Raw genomic sequence first — 17,135 nt, 5'->3', positions numbered from 1 at the left:
GCACAACACCCTTTAGTTTATGATTCGGAATCTTTCGTTTCTTGCTTTCTTGAAAAAGCTTTCTGCGCTTCTTGAATTTCAAGACGGATAGAAGACATTTCTTCATCTAATAAAAATGCTGCTTCTGCTGCGCGTTGCAAGCGTATTTTAATATCTTCAGGAAAACGTCCACTATATTTATAATTTAAAGAATGCTCAATTGTTGCCCAAAAATTCATTGCTAGCGTGCGTATTTGGATTTCTACCAATACTTTTTGTTCACCCTGAATCGTTTGGACTGGGTAACTAATGACAACGTGATAAGAACGATAACCGCTATCTTTCTTCTGCGTGACATAATCACGTTCTTCCACGATTTCAAAGTCATTTCGTTTTCGAAGATATTCTACAACAGGCTTAATCTCATCAACAAATTGACACATCATTCGAAGGCCCGCGATATCTTGCATATCTTCTCTCAGCCGGTTCAGCGGTACATTTCTCTTCTCCGCTTTATCAATAATACTTGGAACCGACTTTACCCTTCCTGTTACAAACTCAATTGGAGAATGCTCTGTTAACATTGTAAATTGAGTACGCATTCCTTTTAGTTTCACTTTCAGCTCTGCCACCGCTTGGTGGTAAGGTGCTAAAAATTCTTCCCAATTTCGATTCATTTCAACCACCACCAAAATCAATCCATTTGCTTATAGAAATACTTTTTCTACAGCAGTTACTAGTTCTTCTCCGTAATTTGCATTACCTTCAATATTTTCAACTAAATATTCTACTTCTTCTTTTAATCCTTCTAATTCCATTTCAATTTCATTCACACGAACGAACATAACCACATCGTTATTCATCGCTTCATGCATTGCTTCCCAGCATGTGTGCGGAATACTTACATAAATGAAAGATGATTCGTTTTCTAAGATATATAAAAATGATAAATTGTCTGAGTCTACAAGTACATGATTACGTGCACTTAACTCCTTTACCTCTATTTCACTATTTTCCGCACAAAAAATAAGAGCATTCTCTCTCTTTTCTACGCTCTTAACTTGGATTTTATTTTGCATGCTCTAACTCCTCCATCTCAACTTCCTGTCTTACTTAACAGTATTATTGTATCATAACATGGACGCAAACAAATAAAACATTGAACCAAATTTATGAAAAAGCGATAATGTGTAAAGAATTATTTTTCAAAAGGAGATTATACAATGACACAAGAAATTGAAATTGAATTCAAAAATATCGTTACAAAAGAAGAATTCGATACATTATGTAAATCGTTTTCTATTGAAGCATTTACAAAACAAGTGAATCACTACTTTGAAACACCTGACTTCTCGTTAAAAGAAGCTGGCTCTGCACTTCGTATTCGTCATAAAGGAGAAACTTATACGTTAACGTTGAAACAACCTGCAGAAATCGGTTTATTAGAAACGCATCAAGTCGTAACAGAAGACGAAGCAAAAATGATGATGGAAACAAACACAATCATTCAAGGAGCAGTAGTAGATCAATTACACAAATTACAAATTCCTGTTTCTGCTTTAACATATATGGGTAGTTTAACAACAGAAAGAGCAGAAACATTATTTAAAGGCGGAACGCTTGTCTTTGATCATAGTTTCTATTACAATCACGATGATTATGAAATTGAATTTGAAGTGCAAGATGAAGAAACAGGAAAAGCTGCATTTATTGATTTATTAACGCAACATAACATACCTGTTCGCCATACAAATAACAAAGTAAAACGCTTTTTCCTTGCCAAACAAAACAAAGCACGCTAAAGTGAAAATTCCACTAGTGAATATGTTTCACTAGTGGATACATCTCACTAAAAAAGGTTACACCCGTAGAATAAGCAAAGAATCTTTGAGAAGTCTGTTTATTTGCCCTCTCGAACATTCCATTGCTACAATAGATATACATTTCATGGAAAAAGGAGTTTATAAAGGATGAGCAAGCAACCGATGACACCATTTGAAGCAATTGGCGGTGAACAATGCATTGCAATATTAGTAGATACATTTTATTCCTATGTCAGTAAACACCCTGACTTATCTCCCATCTTCCCGGAAGATTTAACAGAAACCGCTAGGAAGCAGAAGCAATTTTTAACACAATATTTAGGTGGTCCTAATTTGTACACTGAAGAACATGGGCATCCTATGTTAAGAGCACGCCATCTCCCGTTTGAGATTACCCCAAAACGAGCAGAGGCTTGGCTATCATGTATGGAGCAAGCAATGGATGATACTGGAGTGCATGGTCATATAAGAGAGTTTGTTTTTGAACGTTTAGCATTAACCGCTCAGCATATGGTTAATACTCCAAACGAAACAGGTGAAGTGTAATGGATAAGCAGGAAGCAAAGCATATAAATATGCCATCTCCTTCCGCATGCGAGCATAAGTCTGTAGAAGCATATTTATTTATTGATCCACTTTGTAAAGATTGCTGGGAAATTGAGCCTTTTATTATTAAACTATGGCTTGAATACGGGAAATACTTCTCTATTCGTCATATCGTAACAGGAAAAGTGGATGGAACGAACGCTTCCTCACACAAATGGAATAAACCTGCTAATATTCGATTTGTGTGGGAAAAGACAACCAGTTTACAAGGTTTTTCATGTGATGGAAAGGTACATATGCAAGAAGCATCGTCAACACCATATTTAGTTTCGATGGCAATTAAGGCAGCGGAGTTGCAAGGCCGAAAAGCAGGTTCGAAGTTTTTGCGAAAACTCCAAGAATACATTTTCCTTGAAAATGTATCAAACCCTGATTGCGAACTATTACTTGCATGTGCGAGAGATAGCAATATTGATGTAGAAGAATTTAAAAAAGATCTACATTCTGCTAGTGCAAAAAAAGCTTTCCAATGTGACTTGAAATTCACGAATGAAATGCATATTACAGAAATACCTTCCCTCGTCTTTTTTCATGCGAACTCAGATGAAGAAGGTATTAAAATCGCTGGAAATTATTCCTACGATGTATACGTACAATTATTGAAAGAACTTGTAAAATGTGAAATTGAGCCAGAACCATTACCACCTTTAGAAGTGCTACTAGAAGCAACACAATTTATATCTTCAAAAGAAGTAGCATTTATTTATGACTGTCCGCAACAAGAAATTGAACGCGAACTAAAAAAATTACAACTGAAACGAAAAGTACAAATGATAGAAGTAAAATGCGAACGTTATTGGAAATGGATAGCAAAAGAAAAAGACCTGGTGTAAACACCAGGTCTTCTTCTTTACGGCTTATAAAAATATTAAAGGGGATGGGAGAAATTTTCACGTTCAAACAAAGGGGTATATGTTTGTATGTGAATTCGTTCACGCTTATTATATTACAAGATTCGACGTCAGATGACAACCCCTTTTGTCGAATTTCACACTTTTGTCACATTCTAAACGTTTTCATTTTTGAATAAGCTATAAAAAAGGTCATTTAGGGGGTTTATTTATGAAAAAATCTTATATTGCTCTTCTCTTTCTAGCTGTCATCGTTTCTTTTTTCTTGTACATCCTCTCTCTACTACAAGCTTTTCCTAAAATTATTGCCTTACCTCTTTTATTCGGAATCATCGTTATCACACTCTCTTATTTCAATTATAAAAAACGATTCAAAGGGTTTTAATTTCAAAAATCAGCCGTAAAGCTATCCTTTCAGTTAGAAAAAACAAAGGAATCCACCTTTCTCTTCAACAAATATCGACATTAAATCTATTCAACAAAAAAGACGAGGATACAATCCCTCGTCTTTTTTCATTACTTTTCTTCAAATAATAATGCTTCTAATTCATTTAATTTCTCTTCAAATACTTGTAGCGCCTCTTTTACTGGTTCAGGAGATGCCATATCTACTCCTGCTTTTTTCAGCACTTCAATTGGATAATCAGAGCTTCCTGCTTTTAAGAACTCGTTAATATAACGTTCTACTGCTGGTTGTCCTTCTTCTAAAATCTGTTTAGATAGAGCTGTCGCTGCACTAAATCCTGTTGCGTATTGATATACGTAATAGTTGTAGTAGAAGTGTGGAATACGAGACCATTCTAAACCAATCTCTTCGTCGATTACTAAAGCGTCACCGAAATATTTCTTATTTAAATCGTAGTAAATTTCCGTTAGCATGTCTGGCGTAACAGCATGTCCTTCTTGTACTTTCTTATGAATAATATGTTCAAACTCTGCAAACATCGTTTGACGGAATACAGTACCACGGAACCCTTCTAAATAATGATTTAATAAATATAGACGCTCTTTCTTATCTTCTGTCGTTTTTAATAAATAATCATTTAGAAGCGCTTCATTACAAGTAGATGCCACTTCTGCTACGAAGATGGAATAATCACCATATACGTGCGGTTGTGTTTTTCTTGTATAGTAACTATGCACCGAATGACCAAACTCATGAGCAAGTGTAAATAAATTATTTACATTATCATGCCAGTTCATTAAAATATACGGATTTGTTCCATATGCACCAGATGAATATGCACCGCTTCGTTTTCCTTTATTCTCATACACATCTACCCAGCGATTTTCATATGCCTCTTTCAAAATATCAACATATTCATCACCAAGTACGTTTAAAGATTTTAATAAAAGGTCTTGCGCTTCTTCGTATTTCACATTCATTTTCACTTCTGGTACAAGTGGTGTATATAAATCATACATATGAAGCTCATCAAGTCCTAGTGCACGCTTACGAATATCGATATAACGGTGTAATAAATGTAAGTTGTCATTTACTGTTTCAACGAGTTGATCGTATACTGCTTCCGGAATATTATTATTGCTCAGTGCAGCTTGGCGAGCAGAATCATATTTACGAACACGCGCATTGAAATTATTACGTTTTACTGCTCCGCTTAACGTACTTGCGAATGTGTTTTTAAATTTTCCGTACGTTTCATATACAGCTTTAAATGCATCTTTGCGAACACGAGGATCATCACTTTCTAAAAACTGAATGTAACGGCCATGTGTAATTTCTATTTCTTCTCCGTCTTCCCCTTTAATAGATGGGAATTTTAAATCCGCGTTATTCAACATACCGAATGTATTGCTTGATGAACTCATTACTTCAGATGCTTCCGCTAATAAAGCTTCCTCAGCTTCTGATAAGACGTGCGGGCGTTGACGTGTAATTTCTTCTAATGCATGTTCATATACACTTAAATCTCTATTTTCCTTCAAGAATGTTTGCAGTGTATCTTCTGAAATCGATAAAATTTCAGGCACAATATACGCTGTGCTACTAGATACTTGTGAATATAAATTTGTTGCGCGATCATTTAATGCTTGATATACAGAGTTTGTTGTATCTTGATCGTAACGCATATGAGCATATGTATATAACTTACCTAATCGCATTGAAATTTCATCTTCATATTGCAATGCCTCAAGTAAATTGTCCGCAGAGTCACCAAGTTTCCCTTTAAATTCAGTTAACTTCGGCAATAGCTCTTTAATAGCTTGGAATTCTTTTTCCCATTCTGCGTCCGTTTGGAAGATATCTTCTAAGCGCCACGTACTTGCTTCTTCAATCTCGTTGCGATCTGGTAATGCTTTCGCTTTGTTTTGTTCAGACATTCTTTAAGCCCTCCTTTAAATATCTCTACTTAAGTACAATTCGTTTTTTTCTTATGTAATTCCTTCACAATCATTCTTTATTATATCCCCTTTTCCTGCTCTCATGTTAAAATTTGCCTCAAATAAAGATAGCGCATGTATTAAGCAAATCTCATCATGTTTCATAATTTCCTCCTCTGTTTTTAACACCACGACATCCCTTATTTTCCGGTACGTATAAGTTCCCGCTTTACGCAAAACACCTATATAGCATAAAAATGTCATATATTCAGTAACTGCCACTTTCCATATGTGCTTTGAAAAGTACGGAAGTATCCGCCTTTTCGTATACCTTTTTGCATAACTACACACGTATTGAAGAGAAATACACTCTCCCACTGCAAGCTCCCCTATACACTTCATATAGAGGAAAGCTTGCCATATAAATGGGTTTGTTTGTAAAGCAAATGCAGAAGGGAGTGGAACACCAATTTCAGAAGGAAAGCTTGCTGGAGTACATTTAAATTGATATAAGAGGCGTAATAATGACTTATAATTATAATTCCAAATCGGCAGGGCATTTTTGCGGAAGTAGTTCTTTCTCTTCTCCCACTCTTCACCCAATCTTTCTTTCCCGAAAGGAACGGGAGAAAAAAGCATTTCAAAAGTAGTCGTATCAGTTGGTAAATATATAGTATGTGAGAAAAAAACATTTGTAGAAAAGGGAGTGACAAATGCACATTTCATAAATGATTTTTGTTTCGGACAGAAGAAAATAAGAAGTGGCTGAGGATAAGATTGTAAGGAGAAAGCCATAAGTGAGGAAAATTTCATCCAATATGCAGATTGCTTTTTCAATTGATTTCCACCAACGATCCAAATGACCTGTATACCAGCTTGCCAATACGAATATGTTCTTTTGTACAGCTGTTCTATAGCGAGGTTTGCACATTGGTATTCAATTGCAATTTTTCTGCCCGCCCTCTCTACAAAAACATCTGGTCGTTGCTTAATTTCTGGAAGGTAGTACTCTATATCCACCTGAAAGTTTTGACGCTTGAACCATCTATATAACAATTCTTTACCGTGCATATGATACGTTGATTCCGCTTCATAAAAGGCAAGACATGAATCCACTTTTTTATGAGCAAAATGCCAACTTTTTTGTTTCCCTAATTTCATTTGCACTTCCTTTCCACAAGCTACACAAAAGAATCGTTCTTGTTGACGCATACGGCGCAAAAGCTTTTCATTACAATTATAGAGTAAATGAATTTTCTCTCCGTTTTCTCTTTTAGCGATAAATATCGTAATCACACCCTTTCAGCTCCTTATATTCTACAATTTGTTACAAATTCCTTTTAAAAAAGAGATGTCCCAATTTCGGACATCTCTTTTTATAATAAAGGTGATAATAAGCGGTATGTTGATTCAACAATTCGTCTATGAAGACGTCTTTTATGAAAATGATCAACATGAATTTCACTTGATTCTTCTAAATCATCTTTAAAGTCTTGAACAAGTTTTCGAATGCTATCTGTATCATATAAAAAGGCATTTACTTCAAAATTCAAATGAAAACTTCTCATATCCATATTAGCTGTCCCAATTGAAGCTAAATCAGAATCGACGATGACAACTTTACTATGAAGAAAACCTTTTTCATATTCATATATCTTTACACCTGCATCTAAAAGCTCTGGGAAGTACGATCTCGATGCGTAAAAGACAGTCCGCTTATCCGGTTTACTCGGCATTAATAAACGAACATCAATACCAGCAAGTGCAGCAACCTTTAATGCGGATAAAATATCATCATCCGGAATAAAATACGGCGTTGCAATCCAAATAGATTTTCGAGCAGAAGCGATCATTGCAAAATATAAATGCTTAATCGTTTCCCACTTATTATCGGGGCCACCTGCAACTAGCTGCACTCCTCCCCAATGATCACCCTCAACTGCTTTTGCTTGTAAATATTCAGGGGCTAGCACAGCCTCACCAGTCATATAAAACCAATCTTGAAGGAAAATAAGCTGCAAACTTTGTACAGCTTCACCACGCAAATATAAATGTGTGTCTCGCCAAAAGCCGAAGTACTTATCCTTCCCTAAATATTCATCACCAATATTTAATCCACCTACAAAGCCTTCATTTCCATCAATAATAACGATTTTTCGATGATTTCGATAATTAATTTTATCGTTTAAAATCGGAAAGCGTACAGGGAAGAACGGAATCATTTCGACTCCTGCATCGTTTAATTCTTCAATATACGATTTTGATAATTTAAAACTTCCAACCGCATCATACAAAAAACGAACGACTACGCCCTCTTTCGATTTTTGTATTAAAATATCTTTAATTTCTGTTCCTAACTTATCATCACGCACAATGTAATATTCCATATGAATGTGATGTTTCGCTCGTTTTAACCCATTTAAAATAGCCCGAAACGTTTCATCTCCATTTGTTAATGTCCTCGTTTCAGTTTGAAATGAAATATTTAAAGCACCTAATCGATCCGCTAAACGAAATAACAGCTCTTGATGCTTATGATTGCGTAAAATCCGTTCTTCGTAATCTTCATGCCCCTTATATTGTAAAAACGCTTGTTCATCAAGTAACGCCTTCTTTTGGAACATTCTTTTTCTCCGAAAATTTTGTCCGAATAATAAATAAGCGAAGAATCCAAATACCGGAAAAATTCCTAAAACAATTAACCATGTAAGTGTTTTAGATGGATGTCGATTTTCTAAGAAAATAACGCAACCAATTAAAAACGCAGATACTGTAAATAAAATACTGATAATACCTAAAATCGAAACATCTTTTATCCCAATCACATCTGAATAAAATGCTACATCAATAAACATACGTAACGAAACAAATAATGCGAACAATAGCAGTATAAAGAAAATCAGCTTTAACGTATTTTTCATCTCTTACCTCCTAACTAAGAAAGCTTTCCTATTCTTCATATAAAAAGCCGATTTCATACTACAGAAATCGGCCTACGTTTTAGCAGGAAAATTATTGCGAATCGTTTCAAGAGCATGCTCTTTCACAATTTGTTTTCCATACTCACTTACACGATGAATTGTTAAAGTTGATTCTTCCCCATATTCTAAAATAATACTTAAAATACGATCGATTTCTTCTTCATCATGTAGCACTTCATCGAATTCCACATATACATAATAGCGGTTCTCAAATGAATACAGCTCATCTTTTATATCTTCAAAGATAAGACGATGACTTAATGAAATGACATCTTCAAAATCATTAAACTTAATTAAAAAGCCAAACGTACCATCTTCATTAAAGTTTGTTCCTGTTTGTTCTTCTACCTCTTCGACTAATTCTTGTTGGAATAATGATTCGATGCCTTCATCTAGAGGAATATCTATAATTTTGTCTACCCCTATCGGTAGTTCCAGCTTTTGCCCGTCTTTTGAAAGCTCTGCTTTCGTGACAAGTACTTCAATCCCTTTATCGACTGCTTGCACTTGAATCCATAACGGTCCATCAATAAAGAAATCGTCATGATCACGAGCTTCGTCCATCATCTCCCAAAAGAGCTCTTCACTTCGTTCGCGATCATACCAAATCTCTTCACGATTAAATCCTCTATCCTCTATATCAATGTACGTAATAAAAAATTTCATCGTATGATCATTAATTCTTTCAATATCCAAAATACAACTCTCCCTTCCTGCTTAGAATTGTTATGAAGGGATTCCCCACTCATATGACAAATCAATAGATTCTTGTACTCTCATTTTATGATAAGATTCTCCAGAATGGAAATAAAATCGATTTATTTTACAAAAATAGTTATATGCCTATCTTTACTCGATCAACTACGTAAATATATTATTATAGCGATTTCTTACTTACAAAAAATTTGGACATACATTTCCACATTCCCCCGTACACTGTAATAAAGTGAAACTTCTATTAGAAGAGATTATTTAACAACAACTTTCTTCATCACATACATATAGTTCGCTTATTAAAACATCATAAATGGAGGCAGACGAATGGACTTAGAGTTTTTAACATCCGTACTAATGATTGTCGGTATCGATGTTGTATTAGGTGGTGACAATGCAATCGTCATCGCACTAGCTAGCCGAAATTTACCTGAATCGAAACGAAATAAGGCTATTTTGATCGGTACTCTTTTAGCGATTGTACTAAGAATTGTCCTTACTATACTAGCTGTCTATTTACTCGACATTCCATTTCTACAATTGATTGGCGGGGTTTTACTTACATTAATTGCAGTCAATTTATTAACCGATAATAGCAACGATCTTTCTTCTATTCAAGGAAAAACAACTTTATTTCAAGCTGTGCGGACAATTGTTTTCGCGGATCTCGTTATGGGGTTTGATAATGTTATTGCCATTGCAGGTGCAGCTCACGGGAGATTTTTACTCGTCATAATCGGCTTACTCATTTCTATCCCGATTATTATTTGGGGCAGCAAACTTATTTTAATACTTATGGAGCGATTTCCATTCCTCATTTATTGCGGTGCAGCAATTCTTGCCTATACTGCAGGAAAAATGGTTACACATGAAGACAGACTTGCAACCTTTTTTCATAACAATCCAAGTTTCACTGCAAGCATTCCTTATTTGTTCATTTTCACTATTTTATGCATCGGCTTTATTGTACAACAAGTTCGATTACGCAATGTGAAACATTAAAAAAAACCTTCTACTATATAATAGGTAGAAGGTTTTCATATTATTATAATTAATTTACAAGACGTTGTGCTTCACGTAATTGGAACGTTCTTACTGTACGTGGTAAGAAACGACGAATTTCGTCTTCGTTGTAACCAACTTGAAGGCGTTTCTCGTCAATCATAATTGGACGACGTAAAATCCCTGGATAGTCACGAATCATCTTATATAAATCTTGAAGTGGTAAAGACTCTAAGTTTACATTCAATTCTTGGAAAACTTTCGAACGAGTAGAAATAATCTCATCCGTTCCGCTTTCTGTCATACGTAAAATCTCTTTAATTTCCTCAATCGTTAATGGATCTGAGAAAATATTACGTTCTGTATAGGGAATATGATTTTCCTCTAGCCATAATTTCGCCTTTCTACAAGACGTACAGCTTGGAGAACTATATAATGTTACCATACAAAGCTCACTCTCCTTAAAGAGTACAAATTCTGTACTAAATACAGTTTTAATTTCTAACTTCAGCAATTTTTCGTGATAACTTGTCTTATTGAAAAGTACAAAAATCACATTTCATGTAAGCAACAACTTATAATAAACAACAATTACTTTTAATAAGTAACTTCTATAATCATTATACAATAGATTTTGCAAGAAATATACAGTAAATTTCCTGCTAGTTGAGAAAACTCTCCCGTGTATTTCACTGCTATGTAACATGATTACGCTCATTTCAGCTGTACTTTAACAATAACTTTCAACCCTTTTACTACTCACTTCCCATAGATTTTTCATATAATATATAGTTATTTATCTATAATCTTCCCTATGAAAAAGAGAACGTTTTCTTACTTTTTCTTGATAAATCAATTAAGAAATGTAAGACTATACAAATGAGAATAAAAAGGAACATTTGTTCTTATTTTAACAAATATCCTCCCTCCTGTCTACATGATTTCTAAAGTAAATTAAATATTTTTCTGACATTTCTTTCTTTTTCATTTTTTATCTCATACAATAAACATACAGACAGGCAAAGGGGGAGTTTTCAAATGATTGCTTTTTTTATTGATTTTATTACGGTTGCTGCCCTCATCATCGGAATAACAGCATTGATTGGTGTCATTACAAATAGCATCGGCGAAAAGCTCTTTGGTGGAAAAGAAAAAATGAAGTTTGTTAACAAAAGTTTGGATGTACAATCTGGCTGGAACCAAGTTGGCGGAAAAGGCATTTATAAGAAACGAACGTATTAAAAAAAGCAGGTGACCACCTGCTTTTTTTCTTATTTCTCTACTGACGCCCATTTAAAGCTTAAATCGCCGCCATATTTATGGTTATACATATTTTTAATTGAATCTCTTTGTAAATATGCTCTACCACGTTGATATACTGGAACGATCGCAGCATCATCAAGTAACATTTTTTCTGCTTCTAATAAGTTCTTCCAACGAGCATTTACATCGCTTCCATCTTTTTTCGCCTTCATAATGATTTCATCGTATTTTGGATTAGAGTACTTCATCTTATTTTGTGACCCATCTGTTACAAACATATCAAGATATGTAATTGGATCTGGGAAGTCCGCACTCCATCCAGAGAATGACATGACATAATCGCCCGCATCTTCTAATTTTAGTTTTTGTGCGAATGGTTGTTGTTTAATTTTTACTGTTAAACCTGGTAAATTCTTTTCTAATTCACCTTTTAAATATTCACCAGTTTTCTTTGATAACTCTACATCTTCATTTAATAATTCTAATTCGATTTCATTTTTACCAAGTTCTTTTTTACCAGCTTCCCAATATTTCTTCGCTTCTTTCACGTTTGGTTTTACAATATCCCCGTTTACAGCACGGAAATCTTTTTTATCTGGTCCTTTAATGAAGTTATCAGGAATTAATCCTGTCGCTGGCTTAGAACCGTTATTTAATAATGTATCCACGAATGGCTTACGGTCAAAAGCAAGTGAAATTGCTTTACGAATATTTTTATTTGCTAAAGCTGGATCTTTTTGATTTAAACGAAGGAAGAATACAGATGTATCTTCTACTGTTTGGAAATCTGGTTTTCCTTTATATTTATCAATAAACTCCGCTAATAACGACGCTCGATCAATTGCATTTGTTTCATATAAGTTAATTGGCGTAGATGTATCTTTTACAATATTAAAGTTTACTTCTTCAATCTTCACTTCTTTATTGTCCCAATATGACGCGCTCTTTGTCATTTTAAAGCTACGTTCATGTTGCCAATCACTTAATGTAAATGGCCCGTTATAAAGCGTTGTATTCGCTTCCAAACCAAACTTCGTACCTTGCTCTTTCACAAACTTTTCATTCACAGGATAGAAGATTGGATATACCATTAAATCTACAAGGTATGGAATTGAATTATCTAATTCCACTTCTAATGTATAATCATCAATCGCCTTTACCCCTAATTGATCCGGACTCATCTCTTTTTTATTAATTTTCTCTGCATTTTTTATATCATACATAATGTACGCTGATTTCGCAGCTGTATCTGGGTTAATCGCTCTTTGCCATGCATATACGAAATCTTTTGCCGTCACAGGCTCACCATTTGACCATTTTGCGTCTTCACGTAATTTAAATGTATATTTTTTACCATCTTCTGATTTTTTGAATTCCTTCGCTACACCAGGAACTAGCTTATCATCTTTTCCTAAACTGTATAAGCCTTCCATCGTATTAGTCATTACTCTTGAAGAAACTGCATCAGCTGATAACGCTGGATCCATCGTTGGAATTTCTTGTGTTTCAATTAAGTTAATAACTTGCTTCGCGCCGCTTTTTCCGCTATCCCCTTTAGCGTTTGCTTGCGATTCATCTTTTTGATAGCTACATGCCCCTAACATCATGCTCATCGCTACTGTTGATGCTACAAAAACTGGTATCTTTTTTTTCATACTTCCACCCTCCAAAAAAATGTTAACCCTTTCATTTTCAAACAAAAAGAAATATATATATGTTCTAATAATTCATATTATACACACAAATATATTTTTTGTATATTTATATTTCTATTTCATTAAAATTTTTCGTTAAAAAATATACCTTTGTAAACGTTTCATATTGCTGATTATTCATACTAAAGTGTTAAAAATAATATTTTTTATACTTTTCTAAATTATCAGAGAAAAATGAATTTTATATCTCATAATACTTTATGTATAATTATCCTTTTGTTTTTATCATAAAATAGCACTCTCTTCATAATAAAAATATGTAGGCTAAAATGAGTGCAAAGGTTAAGAAAGTATGTTACGATACATTTTGCTAAAAATAGATATCGGTAAAGAGGGGACGGACATGGCAGCAATTCAGGCAAAAAACGGGCCTACTGAGAAATTAAGTTTATTCTTATTAACATGGCCTATTTTTCTAGAAGTTTTTCTTTTTATGTTAATGGGGATCGCTGATACTTTCATGTTAAGTGCATTATCAGACGATGCTGTATCTGGGGTTGGTGCAGCGAATCAATATCTTCATATTGCGATTTTGGTATTAGAAGTCATCGGGAACGGCGCTGCTATCGTTGTATCTCAATACCTCGGTTCCAAACGCTTTATGGAAGCATCTAAAATATCAGCATTAGCCGTCACATTAAATTTAATAGTTGGGCTCGTTATAAGCGCTGGTTTTCTTTTATTTTCGAAACATATGATGCTCGCAATGAACTTACAAGGCGATGTACTAACGTATGCGCAAAACTACTTATCTATCGTCGGAGGAGCCATCTTCCTACAAGCTATTATTAACTCATTAGCCGCAATTATCCGTGTACACGGTTTTACAAAGCAAGCGATGTTTATTTCACTCGGAATGAATATGATTCATATCGCTGGAAACTACGTACTCATTTTCGGGAAATTTGGTTTCCCTGAGCTCGGTGTACAAGGGGCTGCAATTTCTTCCGCTATCAGTCGATTGATCGCACTTATTGTTTTCTTCTGGTTACTATACCGCGTTATGGAATATCGTGTGAAATTACAATATTACTTCACTTTATCCAAAGAATACATTGGGAAAATTTTAAAAATTGGCATTCCATCTGCATTTGAACAAGTGATGTATCAAGCTTGTCAAATCGTCTTCCTTTATTACGCAACGTACTTAGGAACGGAATCATTAGCTGCTAGACAATACGCTACTAACATTTCCATGTTCACTTATTTATTTGCAATTGCAATTGGTATGGGAACAGCCATTATTATTGGCCGCCTCGTTGGTGGTGGCGAAAAAGATGAAGCATACGAACGCTTATGGAAAAGTGTAAAATGGGCAATTGGTGTAACTTTATGTATGGTCGCTCTCGTTATTACATTCCGTACACAATTAATGGGACTGTTTACAGATAATCCGCACATTATCGGGTTAGGCGCAAGTGTTCTTTTACTAAGTGTACTACTTGAAACGGGACGTACGATGAACATCGTCATCATTAATTCGCTTCGTGCAGCTGGTGATGCAAAATATCCTGTTTTAATCGGTGCATTCTCTATGGTGTTAATGAGTTTACCACTAGGTTACTTTTTCGCCTTTCATTTAGATATGGGGCTCGTTGGTATTTGGCTAGCAATCGCCATCGACGAATGGACACGTGCCATTATTATGTTCTTCCGCTGGAAAAGTAGAGCATGGGAGCGTTATGCGCTTGTTAAACCTGAAGAACAAGAGGAGAATGTTTCTGTTCAAGTTCAGTAATTTTGCATATGGATATCACTAATGATACATGAGATTTATATCGGCGATTCTTTAAATATATCGACTGACCGACAAATGTATACAATTCTTTTATATAGTAGAAAAAGAGCCATCCTTCCATAACAGAAGAATGGCTCTTTTTCTTATTGATAAATCTCTTTATATTTCTTGTACTCCGCTTCCGAACATAGTACGAAATGTCCTGGGCGAATTTCACGCATTGTTGGTGCTTCACTACCATAATTATGCTGTGATGGATCATATACGATACGTTTACGATTGCGCTCATAATCTGGATCTGGAAGTGGAATCGCTGATAATAGTGATTTCGTATATGGATGAATTGGATTCGCATATAATTCATCACTTGTTGTTAACTCAACGATTTGGCCACGGTACATTACACCAATACGGTCACTAATGTATTTTACCATTGATAAATCATGGGCGATGAATAAGTATGTTAAACCTTTTTCTTTTTGTAACTTTTTCAGTAAGTTTACAACTTGCGCCTGAATCGATACGTCAAGTGCTGAGATCGGCTCATCGGCAATGATAAATTCTGGGTCTACAGCAAGCGCTCGAGCGATACCGATACGCTGACGTTGTCCACCTGAGAATTCGTGTGGGAAACGGTTTGCGTGCTCTTTATTTAAACCAACTGTGTTTAATAGTTCATGAACACGGTCCATGCGCTCTTTTTTACTTTTCGCTAGTCCGTGAATATCGATACCTTCTGCAATAATATCCCCTACTGTCATACGAGGGTTTAATGATGCATATGGATCTTGGAAAATCATTTGCATTTTACGGTTGAATTTCTTCAGCTCTGCGCGTGATTTTTTACCATGTACATTTTCACCATCGAATAACACTTCACCAGCAGTTGCATCATATAAACGAATAATCGTTCTTCCAGTTGTCGATTTACCACAACCTGATTCTCCTACAAGACCAAATGTTTCTCCGCGGTAAATATCAAATGAAATATCATTAACCGCTTTGACAACACCACCACTCACGTCGAAGTGCTGCTTTACATTTTTTACTTCAATTAATTTCTCACGTTGTTTAGTCATGTTGTTCACCTGCTTTCATTTGAAGAATGCGTTTTTCAACGACTGCCGGCGGTTTTACTTCTGGAGCTTGCTCGTGAAGTAACCAAGTTGCCGCATAGTGCGTATCACTTACTTTAAATAAAGGTGGGTCCATTTCAAAATCAATTTTCAGTGCCTGTGGGTTACGTGGTGCAAAAGCATCTCCCTTTGGCGGCTTCAATAAATCTGGAGGTGTTCCAGGGATTGCATATAACTCTTCTTCTGAACCATCTAAACTTGGCATAGATGCGATTAAACCCCAAGTATATGGATGTTTCGGATTGTAGAAAATTTCATCTACAGTTCCAATTTCAACAACTTTACCAGCGTACATAACTGCCACTCGGTCCGCAACGTTTGCTACTACACCTAAGTCATGCGTAATGAAAATGATTGCTGCTTCTGTTTTTTGCTGAATGTCTTTCATAAGTTCTAAAATTTGCGCCTGAATCGTAACGTCTAGCGCTGTTGTCGGCTCATCGGCAATTAATAATTTCGGGTTACAAGCTAACGCCATCGCAATAACTACACGCTGTCTCATACCACCTGAGAATTGGTGAGGATATTGTTTTAAACGAGCTTCTGGATTTGGAATACCTACAAGGTCAATTAACTCTAAAGCAACTTTACGTGCATCTGCTTTACTCATCCCTTGGTGTTTAATTAGACCTTCCATAATTTGATTTCCAATTGTCATCGTTGGGTTTAATGATGTCATTGGATCTTGGAAAATCATCGCAATATCTTTACCGCGTACTTGCTGCATTTCTTTTTCTGTTAATTTTGTTAAGTCACGACCTTCAAATACGATTTCACCATTTTTAATGCGTCCAGGAGGATTCGGAATTAATCCCATTAACGCTTTAGAAGTAACTGATTTCCCTGAACCAGATTCTCCTACAATCGCCAATGTTTCTCCTTTTTTCAAATCAAAAGTAACGCCGCGTACAGCTTGTACTTCACCTGCATGTGTATCAAAGGAGACTTGTAAATCTTTTACCTCTAACAATGTTTTCATCTTTG

Annotated in this window: 17 protein-coding genes; 7 read left to right on the top strand and 10 right to left on the bottom strand. The window is 35.3% G+C overall.

Going from position 1 to position 17,135, the window contains the following annotated elements:
* Positions 1-17: 17 nt before the first annotated feature.
* On the bottom strand, positions 18-656 hold the full coding sequence (locus NST27_RS06105) for a GTP pyrophosphokinase (protein WP_001081489.1): 639 nt from the start codon (positions 654-656) through the stop codon (positions 18-20).
* A 30-nt stretch (positions 657-686) separates the two neighbouring features.
* Positions 687-1,058 (bottom strand): UPF0738 family protein, encoded by a 372-nt coding sequence (locus tag NST27_RS06100; RefSeq protein WP_001180004.1) that lies wholly within the window; start codon positions 1,056-1,058, stop codon positions 687-689.
* A 144-nt stretch (positions 1,059-1,202) separates the two neighbouring features.
* Here NST27_RS06100 and NST27_RS06095 point away from each other — a divergent pair, with 144 nt between their 5' ends.
* The 4 genes from NST27_RS06095 to NST27_RS06080 all read left to right on the top strand — a co-directional run bounded on the left by NST27_RS06095 (position 1,203) and on the right by NST27_RS06080 (position 3,644).
* On the top strand, positions 1,203-1,781 hold the full coding sequence (locus NST27_RS06095; protein ID WP_000191120.1) for a CYTH domain-containing protein: 579 nt from the start codon (positions 1,203-1,205) through the stop codon (positions 1,779-1,781).
* Between the two features lie 168 nt (positions 1,782-1,949).
* Positions 1,950-2,348: a globin domain-containing protein gene (locus NST27_RS06090; RefSeq protein ID WP_000043386.1), complete on the top strand. Its 399-nt coding sequence runs from the start codon at positions 1,950-1,952 to the stop codon at positions 2,346-2,348.
* Positions 2,348-3,241 (top strand): ClpXP adapter SpxH family protein, encoded by an 894-nt coding sequence (locus NST27_RS06085; RefSeq protein ID WP_000360656.1) that lies wholly within the window; start codon positions 2,348-2,350, stop codon positions 3,239-3,241. Before NST27_RS06090 ends, NST27_RS06085 begins: the two co-directional genes overlap by 1 nt.
* 229 nt (positions 3,242-3,470) lie before the next feature.
* The gene (locus NST27_RS06080) at positions 3,471-3,644 is read left to right on the top strand and encodes a hypothetical protein (RefSeq protein WP_000750355.1); all 174 of its coding nucleotides are present in this window, start codon (positions 3,471-3,473) and stop codon (positions 3,642-3,644) included.
* Positions 3,645-3,775: 131 nt separating this feature from the next.
* Here the strand turns inward: NST27_RS06080 and pepF are convergent, their stop codons facing one another.
* The 4 genes from pepF to mecA form a co-directional block, all read right to left on the bottom strand.
* Positions 3,776-5,602, bottom strand: coding sequence for an oligoendopeptidase F (gene pepF / locus NST27_RS06075; RefSeq protein WP_000003348.1), 1,827 nt, complete (start codon positions 5,600-5,602; stop codon positions 3,776-3,778).
* A gap of 51 nt (positions 5,603-5,653) precedes the next feature.
* Positions 5,654-6,898 carry a competence protein CoiA gene (locus NST27_RS06070; RefSeq protein WP_000628329.1) on the bottom strand — a complete coding sequence of 415 codons (1,245 nt, stop codon included), beginning with the start codon at positions 6,896-6,898 and terminating at the stop codon, positions 5,654-5,656.
* Between the two features lie 80 nt (positions 6,899-6,978).
* Entirely contained in the window at positions 6,979-8,523 is a 1,545-nt protein-coding gene (locus NST27_RS06065) for a cardiolipin synthase (RefSeq protein WP_000799192.1), read from the bottom strand.
* Positions 8,524-8,595: 72 nt separating this feature from the next.
* On the bottom strand, positions 8,596-9,279 hold the full coding sequence (gene mecA, locus NST27_RS06060) for an adaptor protein MecA (protein WP_000350716.1): 684 nt from the start codon (positions 9,277-9,279) through the stop codon (positions 8,596-8,598).
* 345 nt (positions 9,280-9,624) lie between these two features.
* Between mecA and NST27_RS06055 the strand changes: the two genes are divergently transcribed.
* Complete coding sequence (locus tag NST27_RS06055) at positions 9,625-10,299, top strand: TerC family protein (protein ID WP_000362615.1); 675 nt, start codon at positions 9,625-9,627, stop codon at positions 10,297-10,299.
* Positions 10,300-10,348: 49 nt separating this feature from the next.
* On the opposite strand, the gene spx is transcribed toward NST27_RS06055, so the two are convergent.
* Positions 10,349-10,744, bottom strand: a complete 396-nt coding sequence (gene spx, locus NST27_RS06050; RefSeq protein ID WP_000258267.1) for a transcriptional regulator Spx — start codon at positions 10,742-10,744, stop codon at positions 10,349-10,351.
* A gap of 593 nt (positions 10,745-11,337) precedes the next feature.
* Here spx and NST27_RS06045 point away from each other — a divergent pair.
* Positions 11,338-11,541, top strand: coding sequence for a hypothetical protein (locus tag NST27_RS06045; protein ID WP_000559971.1), 204 nt, complete (start codon positions 11,338-11,340; stop codon positions 11,539-11,541).
* A gap of 29 nt (positions 11,542-11,570) precedes the next feature.
* Here the strand turns inward: NST27_RS06045 and NST27_RS06040 are convergent, their stop codons facing one another.
* Entirely contained in the window at positions 11,571-13,217 is a 1,647-nt protein-coding gene (locus NST27_RS06040; RefSeq protein ID WP_000727250.1) for a peptide ABC transporter substrate-binding protein, read from the bottom strand.
* Between the two features lie 352 nt (positions 13,218-13,569).
* On the opposite strand from NST27_RS06040, the gene NST27_RS06035 reads away from it, so the two are divergent.
* Entirely contained in the window at positions 13,570-15,015 is a 1,446-nt protein-coding gene (locus tag NST27_RS06035; RefSeq protein WP_009327244.1) for an MATE family efflux transporter, read from the top strand.
* A gap of 143 nt (positions 15,016-15,158) precedes the next feature.
* Here NST27_RS06035 and NST27_RS06030 read toward each other — a convergent pair whose 3' ends face one another.
* Positions 15,159-16,094 (bottom strand): ABC transporter ATP-binding protein, encoded by a 936-nt coding sequence (locus NST27_RS06030; RefSeq protein WP_000166348.1) that lies wholly within the window; start codon positions 16,092-16,094, stop codon positions 15,159-15,161.
* Positions 16,087-17,130, bottom strand: coding sequence for an ABC transporter ATP-binding protein (locus NST27_RS06025; protein ID WP_000854346.1), 1,044 nt, complete (start codon positions 17,128-17,130; stop codon positions 16,087-16,089). The genes NST27_RS06030 and NST27_RS06025 overlap by 8 nt, the downstream gene beginning before the upstream one ends.
* Positions 17,131-17,135: the final 5 nt, after the last annotated feature.

It is taken from the genome of Bacillus sp. FSL W8-0770 (assembly GCF_038008705.1).
GTDB classification, from domain to species: Bacteria; Bacillota; Bacilli; order Bacillales; family Bacillaceae_G; genus Bacillus_A; species Bacillus_A cereus.
Note: the sequence above shows the minus strand (reverse complement) of the source record. Positions and strands in the feature narration are given on the sequence as shown.